Genomic DNA, 20,110 nt, shown 5'->3' on the forward strand with positions numbered 1-20,110 from the left:
AGCGATGACCAGGCCGAAGGGCTGGGCCGCACGCGGCAGACTGCGCGGCTGGGGCGGCGTGACGGGCATGGCGGTGGCCTGTGCCGTCACGGCCTCGCTCACCCTGCTGCCGCTGGCGCACGGCGAGGGTTCGCTGGGCGGGCTGCACACGGGGCAGGGCGCCACCTCGGCGGTGCCTGCGATGGCAGAGGAGTGCGAGGACCCGGAGGCGAGCCTGCCGGCGTCGAGCGCCGACGGCCCGAGCATCGAGAAGATCAGGAAGCGCGGCAAGCTGATAGCCGGTGTCGACCAGAACAGCTTCCGGTGGGGCTACCGGAACCCGGAGGCCGAGTCCGGCACGCTCGAAGGCTTCGACATCGACCTGGTGCGGGCCATCGCGGAGAACATCCTCGGCGACCGGGACGCGGTGATCTTCCGTGCCATCCCCACCAACCAGCGCATCGCCGCGCTGGAGAACGACAAGGTCGACGTCGTCGTGCGCACGATGACGATCAACTGCAAGCGCGCCGAACAGGTCGCGTTCTCCACGGCCTACTTCCAGGCGGGCCAGCAGGTCCTGGCGCCCAAGAAGTCGACGATCACCGGCTACGACGAGTCCCTCAAGGGCAAGCGGGTCTGCACGGCGGAGGGCTCGACGGCGTACGACGCGCTGAACGAGAAGTCCTTCGGCGCGGTCTTCGAGGACGAGCACGACGACACCGAGCTGGACGAGGACCAGCTGACCGTCCCCAACCAGCTCGACTGCCTGGTGCGGCTCCAGCTCGGCGAGGTCGACGCGGTGGTCACGGACAACGCGCTGGCGGCCGGCCAGGCGGCCCAGGACCCCGCGGTGGAGCTCAAGGGCGACAAGCCGTTCACCACCGAGTACTACGGCGTGGCCGCGAAGCTCGGCGCCGACGACCTGGTGGCCCGGGTCAACCAGGTGCTGGCCGAGTACCGCCAGGGCGGTGCGGACAGCGCCTGGATGAAGTCGTACCGGACCTGGCTGGCGGAGGGGCTGCCCGGCATCAAGGGCCCCCCGGCACCCAAGTACCGCAGCAACTGAACCTGTCCGGGCCCTGGGGCCCGGCGGACGGAACGGAGAGGTGATCGATGGGCGTGGCGGGATCCTTCCCCGGTTTCGCGGGGAGGCCCCCCGGCCCGGTCATGGACCGGGACGAGGCGGACCGTGCGCTGGCCCGGCTCGGTGCGGAGCACGAGGCCATCGAGACCTCGCTCCTCGCCTTGCAGGACCACGCCGGCCGCCGGCTCCTGGAGGGCGCCGATCTGACCGGCGTCACCAAGGGACGCTGGGCCACGACCGAGCAGGCGATCACGCTGCTGTGGGGGTACTTCGACGCCTACGCGGGGGCGCTCGCCAGGGCCCGGGAGATCCGGGCCGGGCGCCGCTACCCCGGCAAGGACGACCTGGCGGCCCTCACCGACATCCTGCGCGGTGACAGCGTGACCGTCGCGAACCCGGGAGCGGTCAGCCCGGGGCCCTCCGGCGGCGGGCCGGCCAGACTCTCCGAGCGGTTCACGCTGGAGGAGCTGGTCGCCCGGATGAACGACCTGTACGCCCGTTCGCTGGACATGGTCGTCGCCGCGGACTCCGTGTGGTCGGCGCTGCCCGCCCGGATAGACCTGCTCGCCGCGGAGCTGCGCCGCACGCGCTCGCTGGCGCACTCCGTAGGAGTGCGCCCCGGGGAGCATCCCGCCGGGGACGACCTGGAGTCGATCACCCAGGAGCTGACCACCCTGCGGGCGCAGGTGATCTCCGATCCGCTGGCGTTCTGGACGCCGGTCCCCGGCAGTGCCGCGCCCGGCGGAGGACGTCCCGACACCACACGCTACGACCGGGCGGCCCGCGCCCTGGAGGACGTACGGCGGGAGATCGAGGCGGTGCTCGCGGTCCGGCAGGACGCCGAACAGCGCCTGGTCCAGCTGCGCGACGTCCTGTCCCGCGCGGACCGTACGCTCTCGGAGGCCCGGTCCGCGCGCGGCGAGGTGCTGGCGAAGATCGCCGCCTCCGAGGTTCCCGCCGTGAGCGGCCCGCCGACCGCCCTGCAGGAACGGCTGGCCGCCGCCTCCGAATACCGCAGGCACGCCCAGTGGAACCGGCTGTCGCCGCTGCTGGACTCACTGGAGCGGGAGGCCGAGGACGAACTGCTGCGCGCCCGGGACTCGCTGACGTCCGTGACGGCGCCGCTCGCGGTCCGTGCGGAGCTGCGCGGCAGGCTCGACGCGTACAAGGCGAAGGTGGCCCGGCACGGTCTCGCGGAGGACCCGCTCCTCATCGAGCGGTACGACGCGGCCCGCCGGATGCTGTGGAGCGCCCCGTGCGATCTGCGCGTCGCCGAACAGGCTGTGCTGCGCTACCAGCAGGCCGCCACCGATCTGCTGACACCGCGCCGTCGGGACGAGTACGACGGACAGGGGGAGACATCATGAGTACGGAGTGCCAGCGCCCCACGTGCGAGGGCAGCTACGAGGACATGGGCGGCGGCGAGCTGTACTGCGACACCTGCGGCCTCGCGCCGGTCGTCTCGCCCACGGGCATGGTGAGTTCGCCGCCCACCGGCATCGCGGGCGGTGGCAGGGCGGCGGGCGGCCGGGGAAGCGGCAGCACCTCGCAGCGGACCGGCTCGCAGGCGTCCGCCCGGTCCTCGTCCCGCTCGTCGACCTCCCGGCGCTCGGTGTCCGGGCGGCTCTCCCGCTCCCTGTCCGGAAGCTCCACGTCCCGCTCGGTGTCGGTGCGTTCCTCGGGCGTCTCGACGGGTTCCTCCTCCGGGCGCGGCCGGCTGGGCGCGGGCCTGGTGCTCGTGCCCGACGTGCCGCGGCCCGACCCGCACACGGCGGTGATGGAGAACCCCGAGGTCCCCGAGCGGAAGCGGTTCTGCTCGCGCTCCGACTGCGGTGCTCCGGTGGGCCGGGCCCGTGGCGCGCGGCCGGGCCGCACCGAAGGGTTCTGCACCAAGTGCGGTCACCCGTACTCCTTCGTGCCGAAGCTGCGCGGCGGCGACATCGTGCACGGGCAGTACGAGGTGGCGGGCTGCCTGGCGCACGGCGGGCTCGGCTGGGTCTATCTCGCGGTGGACAGGGCGGTCTCCGACCGCTGGGTGGTCCTCAAGGGCCTCCTGGACACCGGGGACCAGGACGCCATGGCGGCGGCCATCTCCGAGCGGCGCTTCCTCGCGGAGATCGAGCACTCCAACATCGTCCGCATCTACAACTTCGTGGAACACCTGGACCAGCGCACCGGTTCGCTGGACGGCTACATCGTCATGGAGTACGTCGGCGGGAAGTCGCTCAAGGAGATCGCCAACGAGCGCCGCACACCGGCCGGCAAGCGGGACCCGCTGCCGGTGGAGCAGGCCTGCGCGTACGGCATCGAGGCGCTGGAGGCGCTCGGCCACCTGCACAGCCGCAACGTGCTGTACTGCGACTTCAAGGTCGACAACGCGATCCAGACCGAGGACCAGCTCAAGCTCATCGACATGGGCGCGGTGCGCAGGATGGACGACGACGAGTCGGCCATCTACGGCACCGTCGGCTACCAGGCGCCCGAGGTGGCCGAGGTCGGCCCGTCCGTCGCCTCCGACCTCTACACGGTCGCGCGGACCCTCGCGGTGCTGACCTTCGACTTCCAGGGGTACACGAACGTCTTCGTGGACTCGCTCCCCGACCCGGACAACATCGAGGTGTTCCGGAGGTACGAGTCGTTCTACCGGCTGCTCGTGCGGGCCACGGACCCGGATCCGGCCCGCCGGTTCTCCTCGGCCTCGGAGATGGCGGAGCAGCTGACGGGTGTGCTGCGGGAGGTGGTCGCCCTCCAGACGGGCCGCCCGCGCCCGGCGCTCTCGACCCTGTTCGGTACGGAGATGCGCGTCACGGACACGGCGTTGTTCCCGGAGCTGACCGGCGACGTGTCGCGGCTCGGCGCCCGGACGCGCCCGTCCGGCGGCGCGGGACGCGTCGGACGCCGGCGGGCGGCGGCGGCCGTCCCCGCGGCCGCCCTCCCCGCCCCGCCGCTGACGGCCGCCCCCGCCGTCGCCCCCGCACCGCTGGGCCCACCGCCCGGAGCCGCTCCGCTGTACGCGCCCGCCACCCATGTCCGGGGCAGCGCGGGAAGCGGCGGGGTGGCGTATCCGCAGCCCCAGGCGGCCGTCCCGGCGCCTCGCTCGCCGGTCCAGGGGCCGGGGGCGCTCCCGGCCGTGGACCCGGGCGCCGGCCCCCGGCTCGCCCCGTTCGACGCGAGGGCGACCTCGCTGGCCCTGCCCGTGCCCCGGGTCGACCCGAACGACCCCAACGCCGGTTTCCTCGCCGGGGTGATGACGTCGGCGCCCGCGGAGCTGATCTCCGCCCTGCACTCCGTGCCCGCCCCCTCGCTGGAGACCCGGCTGCGGGAGCTCCGCGCCCGCCTGGAGATGAGCGAACTCGACTCCGCGGTGCGGGCGCTGACGGCGGTGGAGGCCCAGCACCCGGACGACTGGCGGGTGGTCTGGTACCGCGGGATCACCTCGCTGGTGACCGGTGACAACGAGAACGCCGCGCTGTCCTTCGACGCGGTCTACGACGCTTTCCCGGGCGAGCCCGCGCCGAAGCTCGCGCTGGGGGTCTGCGCGGAGGTGCTGGGGCAGCTGGACAACGCCGCGGAGTATTACCGCCTGGTGTGGGCGACGGACCCGAGCTTCGTCAGCTCGGCGTTCGGTCTGGCCCGGGTGCAGATCGCCGCAGGCGACCGGCCCGCCGCCGTGCGCACCCTGGAGTCCGTGCCCGAGTCGTCGATCCACTACACGGCGGCCCGGGTCGCCGCAGTGCGGGCCCGGCTCCGTGAACGGGTCCCGCACGAGCCGCTGTTCGACGATCTGTCCGCCGCCGCGGACCAGGTGGCCGCGCTGCGGGGTTACGGCCTGGACGCGGTGAGACGTGAACAGTTGTCGACCGAGGTACTCGGCACGGCGCTCGACTGGGTACTCTCCGGTAGTCCCACGGCTCAGCCGTCGGCTCAGCCCTCTCCCGCAGCCGCGGGACCGAGGACGGTGCTCGGCAGCGAGCTGGACGAGCGGGGCCTCAGGTTCGGTCTCGAACGCTCGTACCGGATGCTCGCCCGGCTCGCGCAGCGGGGCGACGAGAGGATCGAACTGGTGGAGCGGGCCAACCGTTTCCGCCCCCGGACCTGGGTGTGAAGATGTCACAGAGCCACCAGCAGGCCTCCTTGCCGGGGTGCCCCAGCTGCGAGGAACCGCTGGAGCCGGGCGACCTGTTCTGCGGGGCGTGCGGGTACGACCTCTCGGCCGTGCCGGCGCCGCCCGCCGACCGTCCGACGGTCGCCATCACGGTGCCCGGACAGGGCGCGGCTGCGCCCGTCGGCGCCGGTCCGGTGGAATGGCCCTCCGCCTCCGAGACGGACAGCTCCGACCTGCCGGCGCCCACGCACCGCCCGGCGGATCTCCCGGGGGTGGACTCGGGCGGCAAGCCCCTGCCCGCCGCGGAGGGGGCGGCGGTCCGCTACGACGAGCCGGACGCCCCGGAGGGGGCCGCCCGGGCCGGTGCCGTCGGCGACTTCGAACTGGCCGCCCCCGACCCCCGTACCGCGGAGCACGCCACCGCCGGTGGGGCCGCGTCCGGTGCCAAGGTCTGTGTGGCCTGCCGCTCGGGCCATGTGGACACCGACGGCTACTGCGAGAACTGCGGCCACGCCCAGCCCCGCGAACGCGACCACATGGAGCAGGAGCTCGGCTCGGTGGCCGCGGTGAGCGACCGTGGTCTGCGCCACCACCGCAACGAGGACGCGTTCGCGGTGTCCTCCACCGCGCTGCCGGACGGTTCGCCGGCCGTCGTCGCCATCGTGTGCGACGGCGTCTCCTCGGCGAGCCGCCCCGACGAGGCGTCGGCCGCGGCGGCGAGCGCCGCCAACGAGTCGCTGCTGGAGTCGCTGCCGCGCGGCACGCACGCGCAGCAGGCGATGCACGAGGCGATCCTGGCGGCGTCCGAGGCCGTCAACGCCCTGGCCCAGGACCCCGGTCAGGCGTTGGAGCACGATCAGCACCGCCATCAGAACGCCCCGGCCTGCACCCTGGTCGGCGCGATCATGGCGGGCGGTCTGCTCGTCGTCGGCTGGGTCGGCGACAGCCGTGTCTACTGGGTGCCCGAGGACCGCTCCCATCCACCGGCCCGGCTCACGGAGGACGACTCCTGGGCGGCGCAGATGGTGGCGACCGGCCTGATGAACGAGGCGGAGGCGTACGCCGACGAGCGCGCCCACGCCATCACGGGCTGGCTCGGCGCCGACGCGTACGAACTGGAGCCGCACACCGCGTCGTTCAAGCCCGACCGGCCCGGCCTGGTGGTGGTGTGCACCGACGGTCTGTGGAACTACGCGGAGGCGGCGGCGGAGATGGCAGCGGTGGTACCGGCCGACGCGTACGAACGGCCGTTGCACGGCGCACAGGTGCTGGTCGGTCATGCCCTCGACGGCGGGGGCCACGACAACGTAACAGTGGCGCTGCTGCCGTTCGCCGTGGCGGCGCCAGGGGCAGGATCGGCCTGAGCCGCTCGCGGTCCGCCGGCTGCCGGCCGGTGTTCCGCCCTGTCCCCGCGCCCTGCTCGTCCCGTGCCCCGTGCCCGCGTCCTACGCCCTGAACTCTGTCCGTCCGCCCACCTGTCTTCTTCCGACACATGTGGAGCATCGAGGAGCCGATCAGATGGCCAACTTCTCCAAGTCCGGCGTGCCGCAGTTCTCCGTCGAGGTGTACCAGAACGAATACCTCCCCGAGGGCGGCCGCGAAGTCAACGCGATCGTCACCGTCACGTCCACGGGCGGGGGGACGACCGGCGGTGTGCCGCTGGCCGACGGTGCTCCGGCATCGGGCCGCCTCCCGGGGCGGGCGCCGGACGCCGCCGTGGTGCTCATGGTCGACTGTTCGGGCTCGATGGACTACCCGCCCACGAAGATGCGCAACGCCCGCGACGCGACGGCGGCGGCCATCGACACCCTGCGCGACGGCACGCGGTTCGCCGTGGTCGCGGGGACGCACGTGGCCAAGGACGTCTACCCCGGCAACGGGCAGCTGGCGACGGCCGACCCGGGGACCAAGGCCCAGGCGAAGGAGGCCCTGCGCCGGCTGAGCGCGGGCGGGGGCACGGCGATCGGGACCTGGCTGCGGCTGGCCGACCGGCTGCTGGGGGCCGCCGAGGTGGACATCCGGCACGGCATCCTCCTCACCGACGGCCGCAACGAGCACGAGTCCCCGGAGGATCTGCGGGCCGCCCTGGATTCCTGTGCGGGCCGGTTCACGTGTGACGCGCGGGGTGTCGGCACCGACTGGGAGGTGAAAGAGGTCACAGCGATCGCCTCCGCCCTGCTCGGCACGGCGGACATCGTCGCCGACCCTGCGGGGCTTGCCGCGGACTTCACACAGATGATGGAGAACGCGATGGGCAAGGAGGTCGCGGACGTGGCGCTGCGGCTCTGGACGCCCGTCGGTGTGGAGATCGTTTTCGTCAAGCAGGTGGCCCCCACGGTCGCCGATCTGAGCGGCCGCCGCACCGAGGCGGGACCGCGTGCGGGCGACTACCCGACCGGCTCCTGGGGCGACGAGTCCCGGGACTACCACGTGTGCGTCAGGGTTCCGGAGGCCGGGATCGGCCAGGAGATGCTGGCGGCCCGGGTCTCGCTGGTCCTGCCGGCTCCGTCCGGCGGCGGCGCCCCGCAGACCCTTTCCCAGGGGCTCGTACGGGCCGTGTGGACGGACGACATGGTCGCGTCCACCTCGATCAACCCCCAGGTGGCGCACTACACAGGCCAGGCGGAACTGGCGCAAGTCATCCAGCAGGGACTTGATGCGCGTAAATCGGGAGACTTCGACGGCGCGACAGCCAAACTGGGCCGTGCGGTGCAGCTCGCGTCGGGCTCCGGAAACGCGGATACTGCGAAACTGCTTTCGAAGGTGGTCGACGTCGTCGACGCGGCGACCGGTACTGTGCGACTGAAAGCGAGGGTCGCGGAAGCGGACGAGATGACACTCGAAACGCGCTCGACCAAGACAGTTCGCGTCAAGAAATAGCGACACGGACGACAGCGAAACCGACCGTACGGAGAGCCGCCCCGGCCGACCGGACGGCGCACCGAACAGCATGGCGGCCTCCGGGCCGGACGAGGAGAGGGGGAAGCGCCGACATGCCGACCTGCCCGAACGGACACCAGTCGGGTTCCGAGGACTGGTGCGAGGTCTGCGGACACCGCATGGCCGGAACGGGCGCGCCCACGGGCGCGGTCCCGCCGCCGCCTCCCCCGCCGCCCGCACCCGGTTACGGCTACCCCCCGGTGCCCGGCACCGGGGAGCCGACCGCCCAGGCCGAGCTCTGCCCGCAGTGCCGCACCCCGCGTGAGGCGATGGCGCCGTACTGCGAGGAGTGCCGCTGGAACTTCCTCACGAACACGGCGACGTCGTACACCCCGCTGGCCCCGCAGGGCGGCGTGGGTGGGCCGGCGCCGGGCCTGAATCTGCCGCCCGGCTTCCAGGCGCAGCAGGGCCCGCCGCAGCAGCAGCGGGACCCGTTCGAATACCAGGGCTCCCGGCCTTCGCAGGTGAACCGGCCGGCCGAACCGCTCTCGCCCGACCAGGGCAGCCGCCCCGGTCCGCCGCCGCCCCCGCCCTCCTTCCAGCAGGGGCCGCCGCCTCCGCCGTCGTTCCAGCAGCAGTCGCCGTCCCCGTTCGAATCGCAGGGGCAGGGGCAGCAGGGTCCTGGGCCGCAGGGTCAGCAGGGCCCGGGGTCGCAGGGCCCGGGGTCGCAGGGCCCCGGCCAGCAGGGCTCTCCTTCGCCGTTCGAGTCCCAGGGCCCCTCGTCGCCGTTCGAGTCCCAGGGCCGGCCGGGCCAGCAGGTCCCCGGACAGCAGGGTCCCGGTCAGCAGGGCCCGGGCCCCCAGGGTCCCGGACAGCAGGGCGGCCCGCCGTCGCCGTTCGAGCCGCAGCGGCAGGGGCCACCTCCCCCGCCGTCGTTCCAGCAGCAGTCCGCGCCGCCCGCACCCCAGCGGCCGCAGGCGCCGCAGCCCGGTGGCGACGACGACTGGATGCTGCCGCCGCCCTCTCAGCAGCAACAGCAGCACCCGCAGGCCTTCCAGCAGGGCCCGCAGACGCCGCAGGCCCCTCGGGCGCCTCATTCTCCGCAGCAGCAGTTCCCCGGTCAGGCGCCCGCCCAGGGCGGACTGGACCAGGGAACGGTCAGCTGGAAGGCCGTCGTCGGCCCGGACCGCGACTACTTCCTGGCGATGATGCAGCGCAGCGGCCCCGAGGCGACCGGGCTCAACCTGCCCGCGTACTCCCCGGAGCAGCACCTTCCGCTCACCGGCAGCCAGATCACCATCGGCCGCCGCCGGCACAGCACCGGCGAGTCCCCCGACATCGATCTCGCCGTGCCGCCGGAGGACCCGGGCGTCTCGCACCAGCACGCCGTGCTGGTGCAGCAGCCGGACGGCACCTGGGCCGTCGTCGACCAGAACTCCACCAACGGCACCACGCTCAACGGCGCCGAGGAGCCGATCCAGCCCTATGTCCCCGTCCCGCTGCAGGACGGTGACCAGGTGCACGTGGGGGCCTGGACGACGATCACGGTCCGCCGCGACTGAACCTCCGGAGCCGGCCGGGGTCAGGAGCCCTAGGACTCCTGACCCCGGCCGCCGTGTCTGCGACGATGGACGGGTGACAGAGATTCCGCGCGACACGCTTCAGGAGCAGACCTTCTACGAGCAGGTCGGCGGCGAGGAGACCTTCCGGCGCCTGGTCCACCGCTTCTACCAGGGCGTCGCGGACGACCCGCTGCTGCGACCGATGTACCCGGAGGCGGATCTGGGTCCCGCCGAGGAACGGTTCACGCTGTTCCTCATGCAGTACTGGGGCGGGCCGCGCACCTACAGCGATCAGCGGGGGCACCCCCGGCTGCGGATGCGGCACGCCCCGTTCCAGGTGGACCGGGCGGCGCACGACGCCTGGCTCGGCCACATGCGGGTGGCCCTCGACGAGCTCGGCCTCCCCCCTGAGCAGGAGCGGCAGTTGTGGGAGTACCTCACCTACGCGGCCGCCTCGATGATCAATACCGCGGGCTGAACCATGTGCGGAATCCGGTACTCCAGAGCCGCATAACGGTCACGATCGCATCAAGGTGCACCCGCAAGCGGTTTCCAGGAGCCCGTGCACTCTGAAAGCATCCGGTACGCGCCGGGGGGCGTGCGAGGCGTGCGGCTGCTGAGGGTTCGGGGGATCAGGTGACGGGGTTCGTCCTTCTGCGGGTGCGCGCGCACCGGCTCCTGCTCGCCGCCGCCGTCCTGGCCGTGCTGCTCACCACCTGTGTGCTGGCCGCGCTCACCGCGTTCTCGGGTTCCATAGGCGACGCCGCTCTGCGGCACACGCTCACCCACCGTTCCGCCGCGCAGGCCTCGCTCCTCGTCTCCGCCGATGTGGACCGCGAGCAGCGGGGCGAGGCCGACGCCGAGGTGCGCCGGGCGGCCCGCGACACGTTCGACGGGCTTCCGGTGACCGTGCGGAAGCTGGAGAGTTCGGGGTCGTACGCGCTGCCGGACGGGCTCGGGGCGCCCGCCGCGCGGCGCGACGAGCCCGATCTGACGCATCTCGCCTCGCTCGACCGCAGCCGGATCCGACTCACCGCGGGGCGCCTGCCGGAGGCCGGGGCGGGTGACGCCGAGGAGGGCGTGCAGGTCGCGCTGCCCAGCGCCGCCGCCGAGGCGCTGAAGCTGAAGCCGGGTTCCCGCCTCACCCTCACCGACCGGCTGAAGGAGACGTCGCTGCCGGTCGAGATCACCGGCATCTACGAGCCGGCCGATCTGGACGACCCGTACTGGCAGCTGGACCCGCTCGGCGGGCGCGGCGCCCGCAAGGTCGTCTTCACCACGTACGGCCCCCTGCTGGCCGACCCCGCCGTGCTCGCTTCCGGCCGGGTCAGCGCCGGTCCGGTGTCCTGGCTGGCCGCCGCCGACTTCCGTTCGGTGACGACCGGCCGGACCGAGGCGCTGCGCCGGGCGGCGACGGACGGGCCGAAGGCGCTGTCCGCCTCCCCGGTCTTCGGGGACGGTGCCACGGTGCGGACCTCGCTGCCGACCGTCATCGGCCAGATCGAACGGGCACTGCTGGTGTCCCGCTCCACGATCATGATCGTCGCGGTGCAGCTCGTCCTGCTCGCCGCGTACGCCCTGCTGCTCGTGGCCAGGCTGCTGAGCAGCGAGCGTGGCGGCGAGACCGAACTGCTGCGGGCCCGGGGCGGGTCCAGGGGCCGGATCGCCTCACTGGCCGCGATCGAGGCGTTGCTGCTCGCGGTGCCCGCCGCCGTCGTCGCGCCGTTGCTCGCCGGTCCGCTGACCCGGTTGCTCGCGGCCCGGAGCGAGCTCGGCAGGATCGGGCTGCGGCTCGACGGCGGGGTGGACGGCACGGTCTGGCTGGTGGCGGGCGCCGTCGCGCTGGCGTGCGCGCTGGCCGTGGTGGCGCCCGCCCTCACGGCGGGCGCGGGGGGCCGCCGTGGGGCCCGGGCCGCGGGGCTGCCCACTCCGGTGCGGGCGGGCGCCGACATCGGGCTGCTGCTGATCGCCGGGGTGGCGTACTGGCAGCTGGACCGGCAGACCGGGGCAGGGAGCGGTGCGCTCAGCGGTGACCGGGAGGGTGACCTGGGCATCGATCCGCTGCTGGTCGCCGCCCCCGCGCTGGCCCTGCTCGCGGGCACCGTCCTGACTCTGCGTCTGCTGCCGCCCGCGGCCCGGCTCGCGGAGCGCCGTGCGGCGGGCGGGCGGGGGCTGTCCGCGGCGCTGGCGGGCTGGCAGTTCAGCCGCCGGCCGCTCCGGGGCGCGGGCCCGGTGCTGCTGCTGGTCCTGTCGGTCGCCATGGGCATGCTGGCCATCGGCCAGGGCGCGTCCTGGGACCGTTCGCAGGGTGACCAGGCGGACTTCAGGTCGGGTGCGTCGGTGCGCATGGTGGGGACGCTGTCGGGCGACCCCGCGAAGGCCGCCGCGTACACGGATCTTCCGGGCGTACGGGAGGCGGCTCCGGCCTTCCGTACGACGGCCGATCTCTCCGGCGGCCGGACGGCCGAGGTCCTCGCCCTGGACACCGCGCACGCGGACGAGCGGATGCTGATGCGGGAGGACCTGTCCGGCACGTCTCCGCGGGAGCTGTTCGACGCGATCGCGCCGCCGAGGACCGCGCGGGCCGGAGTGGTCCTGCCCGAAGGCAGTGAGCGGGTGCTGTTCGATCTGCGGATCCGGGACACCTCGGCGCCCGGCGGGAGGTCCCCGTCCTCGTCGACGGCGCTGGTGAGCGTGCTGCTGGAGGACCGTTACGGCATCGGGTACCGGATCGGGGCGGGGGCCGTGCCCGTCGACGGCCGCGCGCACAGCGTGTCGTTCCCCGTGTCCGCCGCCGGTGAACTGGCGGTGACGGGATTCGAGCTGGACGGGGAGGTGCCCGCCGTCCGCCCCGAGAGGCGGCTTGTCGACGTGACGCGGCTCCGGGCCCGCACCACGGACGGACGTGAGGAGCCGGCGCCGACTGCTGAAGGAGTGCGCTGGAAGGCGGGGACGACGGTGGCCGAGGGGAGTGAGACCCGCCCCGGCGAGGCCGCTGAGGAGGTGGCCGGCTCGGGTGCCGCCCCGTCGTTCCGGTACGGCACCGGCGCCACCCCGCCGGACGACTCGTTCTGGGGCAGCGGCGCCGCGGTCGGCACCCTGCGGATCACGGCGGTCCGTCCCGCGGCCCCGTTGCTGAAGGCGGTGGCCACCGACGCGTATCTGGCGTACGCGGGGGCGAAGCCGGGGCAGGAGATCGACCTCACGCTGGCGGGCAACACGGTCCGGGTGAAGCTGGTGACGTCGGTGCGACAGCTCCCGACCACCGGCCCCGGGGCGTCCGCCGGTGTACCCGAGGGCGCCTCGGAGGAGTCGTCCACGAAGCCGGGCGGCAGCCTGCTGCTGGATCTGAAGGCGGTGTCGGAGGTGCTCGCCCACCGGCCGGGCGCCACCCTGGCGCCCACCGAGTGGTGGCTGAGCGCCGCCCCCGGCGACGGCCCGAAGGTGGCGGCGGAGCTGCGTGCGCTGCCCGGCACCGATCCGGCACAGGTGCGGGTGCGCGACGAGGTGGCGCGGGAGCTGGCGGACGACCCGCTGGGGGCGGGGCCGCAGTCCGCGCTGCTGGCCGTCGCCGTGGTGGCGGCCGCGCTGGCGGCGGTCGGCTTCGCCGTCGGCCTGGTGGGCTCGCAGCGCGAACGGGCGGCCGAGTTCGCGGTGTTGCGCGCGCTGGGCGCACCCCGCCGCCGGCTGGCCCGGACCGCGGCCGCCGAACAGGGCGTCCTGATCGCCGTCGCCCTGCTGATCGGACTCGCCCTCGGGGCGGCGCTCACCAGGGCCGTCGTACCGCTCGTCGTGCTGACCGGGCAGGCCGCGAGGCCCGTGCCGGACGTACTGGTGCTGCTGCCGGCCGGACAGGTCACGGTCCTGCTCGCCTCGGTCGCCGCGGTGCCGCTGCTGACCGTCGCCGCGATCACACTGCGCCGCGCCGATCCCGCGGTGTCGCTGCGCCACCAGGGGGACAACTGACATGAACGCCGCCAAGATCCCGGCCGCCTGCGCCCCCTGGGTGCGTACGCGGCTGCGCACCGCCCCTGGTATCTCCGCCGCCCTCGCGGTCCTGGTGTTCCTGACCGCCTTCCTCGCCGCCGCGTTCCCGCGTTCCGTGGACGCGTACGAGACGAAGGCCCTGCGCCATGACGTCACGACGGCGGCACCCGGGCAGAGCGTGCTCGAAGTGGCCACGCCGCCGCCCTCGCTCGCCGCGCCGCGTCCGGTGCGGGAGCAGGCCATGCGGGAGCAGTCCCTGGCCGGGATCGACCGGGCGCTGGTGAAGGCGCTTCCCGGCCCCGTGCGGGCCGATCCGCCGCTCTCCTCCTACGGGGTGCACACCACGAAGCCGGTCGTCGCGGAGGAGCCCTGGCTGCCCCGGCCCAACGCGATGCCTCCCCAGCTGCACTACGCCGTCCCGTCGGCGCTCGGCGAGCACAGCGAGCTGGCCGCCGGGCGCTGGCCCGCCTCCCACGGCGAGGTGACCGCCGCCGAGGGTGAGGTGGAGGCGGCCGTCACCGAGGAGACCGCGAAAGAACTGAGGATGAAGCCGGGCTCCACGCTCGCGGTGCCCACCCAGGGCGGCAAGCCGCTGACCGTACGCGTCACGGGCATCGTGACCCCACTGCACCCGAAGAGCGGCTACTGGTCGGTCGCCCCCCTCTACCGCGCCCCGTCCCTGATGCAGGACCCGGCCTCCCCGACGCCGGTCCTCTACTGGACGGGGACCCTGCTCCTGGCGCCCGGCACAGGCCCGGCGCTGCTCGACACGATGGGCGAACCGGAGCTGTACTGGCGTCTCGCCCCGGACCCCTCCGGGCTCACCGCGGCCGACGTCCCCCGGCTCCGCGACGCCGTCGCCGGGCTGGAGAACGGCCCGGCGCTGCTGAAGCTGCGTGCCCTGGTGGGGCCCAACACGACGCTCACCACGGACCTGGACGCGATCCTCGACGCGTACACGGCGATGCGCGCCGCCATCGGGCCCGTGGTCACGGTGGCCGCCGTGGGGATCGGCGCGGTGGCCGCCGTCGTCCTGCTGATGACGGGCGGGCTGATCGGCGCGCGCCGCCACCACGAACTGGCCCTGCTGCGCTCCCGTGGCGGCTCGCTGCGGGGCATCGGCGGGCGGCTGCTCGCCGAGACGGCGGTGGCCGTGCTGCCCGCTGCCGCTCTCGGGCTGCTGCTGGCCGTCCTCCTCGTCGGGGAGGCCAGGTTGCTGCCCGCCGTGGCGGGTGCGGCGGCCGTCGCGGTGCTCGTCTGCCTGGTGCTGCCGCTCCGCACGGCCCTGCACCACCGCAGGCCCCTGCTGCACGGCGCCCGCGACGACATGGTGGACGCCAAGCCCTCCCGCCGTCGTACGGTGGCCGAACTGACCCTGCTCGTCCTGGCGGTGGGCGCCGTCGCCGCACTGCGCCGCCGTGGCACGTCGACGGGCTCGGGCGCCGATCTGCTGGTCAGTGCCGCGCCCGTCCTGGTGGGGCTGATCGCCGCGCTCGTACTCGTACGGCTGTATCCGCTGCCGCTGCGCCTTGCGGCCCGCCCGGTGGCGCGGCTGCGCGGTGCGGTCGGCTTCCTGTCGCTGGCCCGCGCGGGCAGGGCCTCGTCGAGCGGCACGCTGCCCCTGCTGGCCCTGCTGATCGCGCTGACCACCGCCGCGTTCGGCGGCTCGGTGCTCGCGGGGGTCGCGGACGCCCGTGACGAGGCGTCGCTGCGGGCCGTCGGCGCGGACGCCCGGATCAGCGCGGAGGGCGGGCTCTCCCCGCTCTCCGAAGGCTTCGTCCGTGAGGTGCGGGCGCAGGACGGCGTCGAGGACGTCGCCCCCGTGCGCATCGAGTACGGCACCCCGCTGGCGGCCGGCCCGGACGTCAGGTCGGATACGAAGCGCGCGACGCTGATGGGCGTCGAGCCGGAGTCGTACGCGCGACTGGCGCGCGGCACCGGGCTGCCGGCCTTCCCCGTGGCCACGCTGGAGAGCGGGCCGGGGCAGGACAAGGTGCTTCCCGCGCTCGTCTCGCCCGCGCTCGGTGAGCGGCTCGGCGAGCGGCCGCACACCATCCGGTCGCAGGCGGGTGACATCAGGGTGCGGGTCGCCGGGGTGCTGACGCGCACCTCCGCCGTGAGCGATTCCGAGTTCCTGATCGTCGACGCGAAGGGGCTCGCCCAGTCGGATCCCACGACCTTGCTGGTCACCGGTTCCTCGCTCGACGGGCGCCGGCTCACGGCCACAGCGCGCGACGAGGGGCCGGAGTTCGGGGTGCGGCTGCGGTCGGCGGAGCGCGAGAGGTTCGTGGACACCCCGATGCAGTCGGGCGCCGAACGGATCTACGGGGCGGCGGTCGTGGCGGGCGCCGGATACGCGCTGCTCGCCGTGGGGCTCTCCCTGCTGCAGACCGCCCCGGAGCGCACCACGCTCCTGGCCCGGCTGCGCACCATGGGGCTCACCACGCGGCAGGGGAGGCGGCTGCTCGCGTTCGAGGCGATGCCGCAGGCGCTGCTGGCCGCGTTCGGCGGGCTCCTCGTCGGCTGGGCGACCATCGCCCTGCTGGCACCGGGCGTCGATCTGGGCGCGCTGGCACTGGCCGGCGGCGATCCCTCGACGCCTCACACCGCTTCGCTGCGGGCCGACCTCCTGTCGCTGGCGCTCCCGGCGGCCGGGGTGGTCGTCCTCGCCGCCGCCGTGGCCGGAGTCCAGGCGTGGTGGGCGAGCCGTCGTGGATCGATCAAGGAACTCAGGGCAGGAGACACCCGGTGACATCGTCGACAGAGACCACCCTGGCGGAACTCGAACGACGGGCCGCGGCGCGCCGTGACCGGCCCTCGTACGGGCACGACGCCCTGATCGCCTGCGACCGGCTGGTGCGCATCTTCTCCACGGACGGGGTGGAGGTGCAGGCGCTCCAGGGGCTCGACCTGCTGGTCACCGAGGGCGAGTTGATGGCCCTGGTCGGCGCCTCGGGCAGTGGGAAGTCGACCCTGATGAACATCCTGGCGGGCCTGGACGTCCCCACGGCCGGGTCGGCGAAGGTGGCGGGCTGCGACCTGCTGGCGATGGGGCAGAAGGAGCGGCTGCGCTACCGCCGCGACGTCGTCGGGTTCGTCTGGCAGCAGACCTCCCGCAATCTGCTGTCGTATCTGACCGCCGTACAGAACATCACGCTCCCCATGCAGCTGCGTGGCGGCGGCCGTAACCGCGAACGGGCCGCGCGGGCCGAGTCGTTGCTGGAGATGCTGGAGGTCGCGGACTGCCGCGACCGCCGCCCCGCCCAGATGTCCGGCGGCCAGCAACAGCGGGTGGCGATCGCGGTGGCCCTGGCCAACAACCCGTCGGTGCTGCTCGCCGACGAGCCGACCGGTGAGCTGGACTCCGCGACCGGCGAGCAGGTGTTCGCCGCGTTCCGGCGTGCCAACGAGGAGCTCGGCACGACGATCGTCATCGTCACCCACGACCAGGCGGTGGCGAGCGAGGTACGCCGCACGGTCGCGATCCGCGACGGCCGTACGTCGTCCGAGGTGCTGCGGCGCACCGAGGTGGACGCGGCGACGGGGCAGGAGTCCCAGGTGGCGCGGGAGTACGCGATGCTCGACCGGGCGGGGCGGCTTCAGCTGCCGGCCGACTACACGGAGGCCCTGGGGATGGAGCACCGGGTGATGCTGGAGCTGGAGCAGGACCACATCGGGGTGTGGCCGGACGCGGCGAAGGAGTAGGCCCGGGCGGGCGGCTTCAGGCCGTTCCGACCGTCACGGCGAGCGCGCCGAGGCCGGCACCGCCCGCGCCGCGCAGCGCGATCGAGCCGAACGGCGTGCGCAGCCGCAGCCAGGATCCCGCCGTGAGCAGCGCGACGGGGAAGTCGGGCGCCGGACGGAGGAAGCCGAGGGACTGGGCGGCATGGACGGCGCGCAGCGGGAGCTCCGTGTCCCCGACCGTCCGGGACCAGATGTCGTGGCCGATCAGGTCACGTTCCGCCCGGGTGCGCCGGTCCTCGGGCAGCGCCGCGTCACGGGACCGGAACTCGGCCACGGCGTCGGTGAGCCGGGTGCGCAGGTCGACGGGGCCCGGCAGCCCGGGGCGCTCCCGCCAGCCGCTCCGCGGCGGCAGCAGCCCGGCCCAGGGCGGGCCGGTGACGGGCGCGGGCAGGGGGCAGGCCGCTTCGCCGGCCCCTTCCGTGTCGAGCGCTTCGAGGAGCTCACCGGCCGAGACCGTGACGTCGAAGTCGTGCGCCCCGGACAGCCGGGCCGTCCGGATCGCGAGGACCTCGAACGACGGCGGCCGGCCGAAGACGGCCAGCGCCCCGCCGCCCGCCTGGAGACGGACGGCGGCGGCCCGGTCGTAGTGCAGGAGCCGGCCGAGGAAGGCGGCGAGATCGGCCGCCTCCCTCACGTCGGCGAACCGCGCCGACCGCACAGGCACTGTCATGCGACGGCGGGCTCCTGGTCGAGGTACTCCTGCAGGAAGAGCTTCTCCTCGGCGGTGATCCGCCGGGGCCGCTCCTCGGCCAGGTTGTACGGCACGACGACCGTCGACGCCCGTACGTACACCTGCTCGGGGTCCTTGACCTCGTAGGCGATCGTCAGCGACGCCGCGGTGATCTTCGTGACCCATGACTCGATGGTCACCGGGGCGTGCCGGTGGACCAGCGGGCGCACGTAGTCGATCTCGTGCCGGGCCACGACGGACCCGCCGGCGAAGGACGGCGAGCCGTCCCCCGGCGCCAGCCGGAACATGAAGTCGATGCGCGCCTCCTCCAGGTAGCGGAGGAAGACCACGTTGTTCACGTGGCCGAAGGCGTCCATGTCCGACCAGCGCAGCGGGCAGCTGTAGATGTGACGGGCCAAGTCGATCAGCCTCGCGTGAGCTTCTTGTAGGTGGCACGGTGCGGGCGGGCCGCGTCCGCGCCGAGACGCTCGACCTTGTTCTTCTCGTACGACTCGAAGTTGCCCTCGAACCAGTACCACTTGGAGTCGCCCTCGTACGCCAGGATGTGCGTGGCGACGCGGTCCAGGAACCAGCGGTCGTGGGAGATGACCACCGCTGCTCCGGGGAACTCCAGCAGCGCGTTCTCGAGCGAGGACAGGGTCTCGACGTCGAGGTCGTTGGTGGGCTCGTCGAGGAGCAGCAGGTTGCCGCCCTCCTTGAGCGTCAGCGCCAGGTTCAGGCGGTTGCGCTCACCACCGGAGAGGACACCGGCCGGCTTCTGCTGGTCCGGGCCCTTGAAGCCGAACGCGGAGACGTACGCCCGCGAGGGCATCTCGACCTGGCCGACGTTGATGTAGTCCAGCTCGTCCGACACGACGGCCCAGAGGGTCTTCTTCGGGTCGATGTTGGCGCGGGACTGGTCGACGTACGAGATCTTGACCGTGTCGCCGACCTTGATGGCGCCGGAGTCCGGCGTCTCCAGGCCCTGGATCATCTTGAACAGCGTGGTCTTGCCCGCGCCGTTCGGACCGATGACGCCGACGATGCCGTTACGCGGGAGCGTGAAGGACAGGTCGTCGATGAGGACCTTGTCGCCGAAGGCCTTGGAGAGGTTCTCGACCTCGACGACGATGGAACCGAGCCGCGGGCCCGGCGGGATCTGGATCTCCTCGAAGTCCAGCTTCCGCATCTTGTCCGCCTCGGCCGCCATCTCCTCGTAACGGGCGAGACGTGCCTTGGACTTGGTCTGCCGGCCCTTGGCGTTGGAGCGGACCCACTCCAGCTCTTCCTTGAGCCGCTTGGCGCGCTTCTCGTCCTTGCGGCCCTCGACCTTGAGGCGGGTGGCCTTCTTGTCGAGGTACGTGGAGTAGTTGCCCTCGTAGGGCAGGGCGCGGCCGCGGTCGAGCTCGAGGATCCACTCGGCGACGTTGTTCAGGAAGTACCGGTCGTGCGTCACGGCGACGACGGCGCCCGCGTACTTCGAGAGGTGCTGCTCCAGCCAGTTCACCGACTCGGCGTCGAGGTGGTTGGTGGGCTCGTCGAGGAGGAGCAGGTCCGGGGCCTCGATGAGGAGCTTGCAGAGCGCCACGCGGCGCTTCTCGCCGCCGGAGAGGTTGTTGACGGGCCAGTCGCCGGGCGGGCAGCCCAGGGCGTCCATGGCCTGCTCCAGCTGGGCGTCGAGGTCCCAGGCGTTGGCGTGGTCCAGGTCCTCCTGGAGCTTGCCCATCTCGTCCATGAGCGCGTCGGAGTAGTCCGTCGCCATGAGCTCGGCGACCTCGTTGAAGCGCTTGAGCTTGCCCATGATCTCGGCGGCGCCGTCCTGGACGTTCTCCAGGACGGACTTGTTCTCGTCGAGCTTCGGCTCCTGCATGAGGATGCCGACGCTGAATCCGGGCGAGATGAAGGCGTCACCGTTGGACGGCTGCTCCAGGCCGGCCATGATCTTCAGCACCGTGGACTTACCGGCACCGTTGGGCCCCACGACACCGATCTTCGCGCCGGGCAGGAAGTTCAGGTTGACGTCATCGAGAATCACCTTGTCGCCGTGCGCCTTGCGCGTCTTGCGCATGGTGTAGATGTACTCAGCCAAGAGAAACCGT

General features: G+C 73.4%; 13 protein-coding genes. 10 read left to right on the forward strand and 3 right to left on the reverse strand.

Annotation, left to right across the window (positions count from 1 at the left end):
• The first annotated feature begins 4 nt into the window (after nucleotides 1-4).
• The 10 genes from ACIP63_RS04955 (at nucleotide 5) to ACIP63_RS05000 (ending at nucleotide 17,302) form a co-directional block, all read left to right on the forward strand.
• A complete protein-coding gene (locus ACIP63_RS04955; RefSeq protein ID WP_401511501.1) occupies nucleotides 5-1,045 on the forward strand; it encodes a glutamate ABC transporter substrate-binding protein in 1,041 nt (346 codons plus the stop codon).
• Nucleotides 1,046-1,092: 47 nt separating this feature from the next.
• Nucleotides 1,093-2,430 carry a hypothetical protein gene (locus ACIP63_RS04960; protein ID WP_401511503.1) on the forward strand — a complete coding sequence of 446 codons (1,338 nt, stop codon included), beginning with the start codon at nucleotides 1,093-1,095 and terminating at the stop codon, nucleotides 2,428-2,430.
• Entirely contained in the window at nucleotides 2,427-5,168 is a 2,742-nt protein-coding gene (locus ACIP63_RS04965) for a tetratricopeptide repeat protein (RefSeq protein ID WP_401511505.1), read from the forward strand. The genes ACIP63_RS04960 and ACIP63_RS04965 overlap by 4 nt, the downstream gene beginning before the upstream one ends.
• A gap of 2 nt (nucleotides 5,169-5,170) precedes the next feature.
• Nucleotides 5,171-6,532, forward strand: coding sequence for a PP2C family serine/threonine-protein phosphatase (locus tag ACIP63_RS04970; protein WP_401511507.1), 1,362 nt, complete (start codon nucleotides 5,171-5,173; stop codon nucleotides 6,530-6,532).
• A gap of 154 nt (nucleotides 6,533-6,686) precedes the next feature.
• Complete coding sequence (locus tag ACIP63_RS04975) at nucleotides 6,687-8,048, forward strand: VWA domain-containing protein (protein ID WP_401511509.1); 1,362 nt, start codon at nucleotides 6,687-6,689, stop codon at nucleotides 8,046-8,048.
• Nucleotides 8,049-8,161: 113 nt separating this feature from the next.
• On the forward strand, nucleotides 8,162-9,610 hold the full coding sequence (locus ACIP63_RS04980) for an FHA domain-containing protein (RefSeq protein WP_401511511.1): 1,449 nt from the start codon (nucleotides 8,162-8,164) through the stop codon (nucleotides 9,608-9,610).
• Between the two features lie 73 nt (nucleotides 9,611-9,683).
• Entirely contained in the window at nucleotides 9,684-10,088 is a 405-nt protein-coding gene (locus ACIP63_RS04985; RefSeq protein ID WP_362937074.1) for a globin, read from the forward strand.
• 158 nt (nucleotides 10,089-10,246) lie between these two features.
• Entirely contained in the window at nucleotides 10,247-13,576 is a 3,330-nt protein-coding gene (locus ACIP63_RS04990) for an FtsX-like permease family protein (protein ID WP_401511513.1), read from the forward strand.
• A 1-nt stretch (nucleotide 13,577) separates the two neighbouring features.
• Entirely contained in the window at nucleotides 13,578-16,349 is a 2,772-nt protein-coding gene (locus tag ACIP63_RS04995; protein WP_401511515.1) for an FtsX-like permease family protein, read from the forward strand.
• Complete coding sequence (locus ACIP63_RS05000) at nucleotides 16,346-17,302, forward strand: ATP-binding cassette domain-containing protein (RefSeq protein ID WP_401511517.1); 957 nt, start codon at nucleotides 16,346-16,348, stop codon at nucleotides 17,300-17,302. Before ACIP63_RS04995 ends, ACIP63_RS05000 begins: the two co-directional genes overlap by 4 nt.
• Before the next feature lie 16 nt (nucleotides 17,303-17,318).
• Here the strand turns inward: ACIP63_RS05000 and ACIP63_RS05005 are convergent, their stop codons facing one another.
• Genes ACIP63_RS05005 through ettA form a run of 3 tightly spaced genes read right to left on the reverse strand, consistent with a single transcriptional unit; the run spans nucleotide 17,319 to nucleotide 20,100 of the window.
• Complete coding sequence (locus tag ACIP63_RS05005) at nucleotides 17,319-18,011, reverse strand: hypothetical protein (RefSeq protein WP_401511519.1); 693 nt, start codon at nucleotides 18,009-18,011, stop codon at nucleotides 17,319-17,321.
• The gene (locus ACIP63_RS05010; RefSeq protein ID WP_362926592.1) at nucleotides 18,008-18,430 is read right to left on the reverse strand and encodes a thioesterase family protein; all 423 of its coding nucleotides are present in this window, start codon (nucleotides 18,428-18,430) and stop codon (nucleotides 18,008-18,010) included. Before ACIP63_RS05010 ends, ACIP63_RS05005 begins: the two co-directional genes overlap by 4 nt.
• 5 nt (nucleotides 18,431-18,435) lie before the next feature.
• Entirely contained in the window at nucleotides 18,436-20,100 is a 1,665-nt protein-coding gene (gene ettA / locus ACIP63_RS05015) for an energy-dependent translational throttle protein EttA (RefSeq protein ID WP_401511522.1), read from the reverse strand.
• Between the last annotated feature and the right edge of the window lie 10 nt (nucleotides 20,101-20,110).

It is taken from the genome of Streptomyces sp. NPDC088746, from assembly GCF_044751065.1.
Classification (GTDB): domain Bacteria; phylum Actinomycetota; class Actinomycetes; order Streptomycetales; family Streptomycetaceae; genus Streptomyces.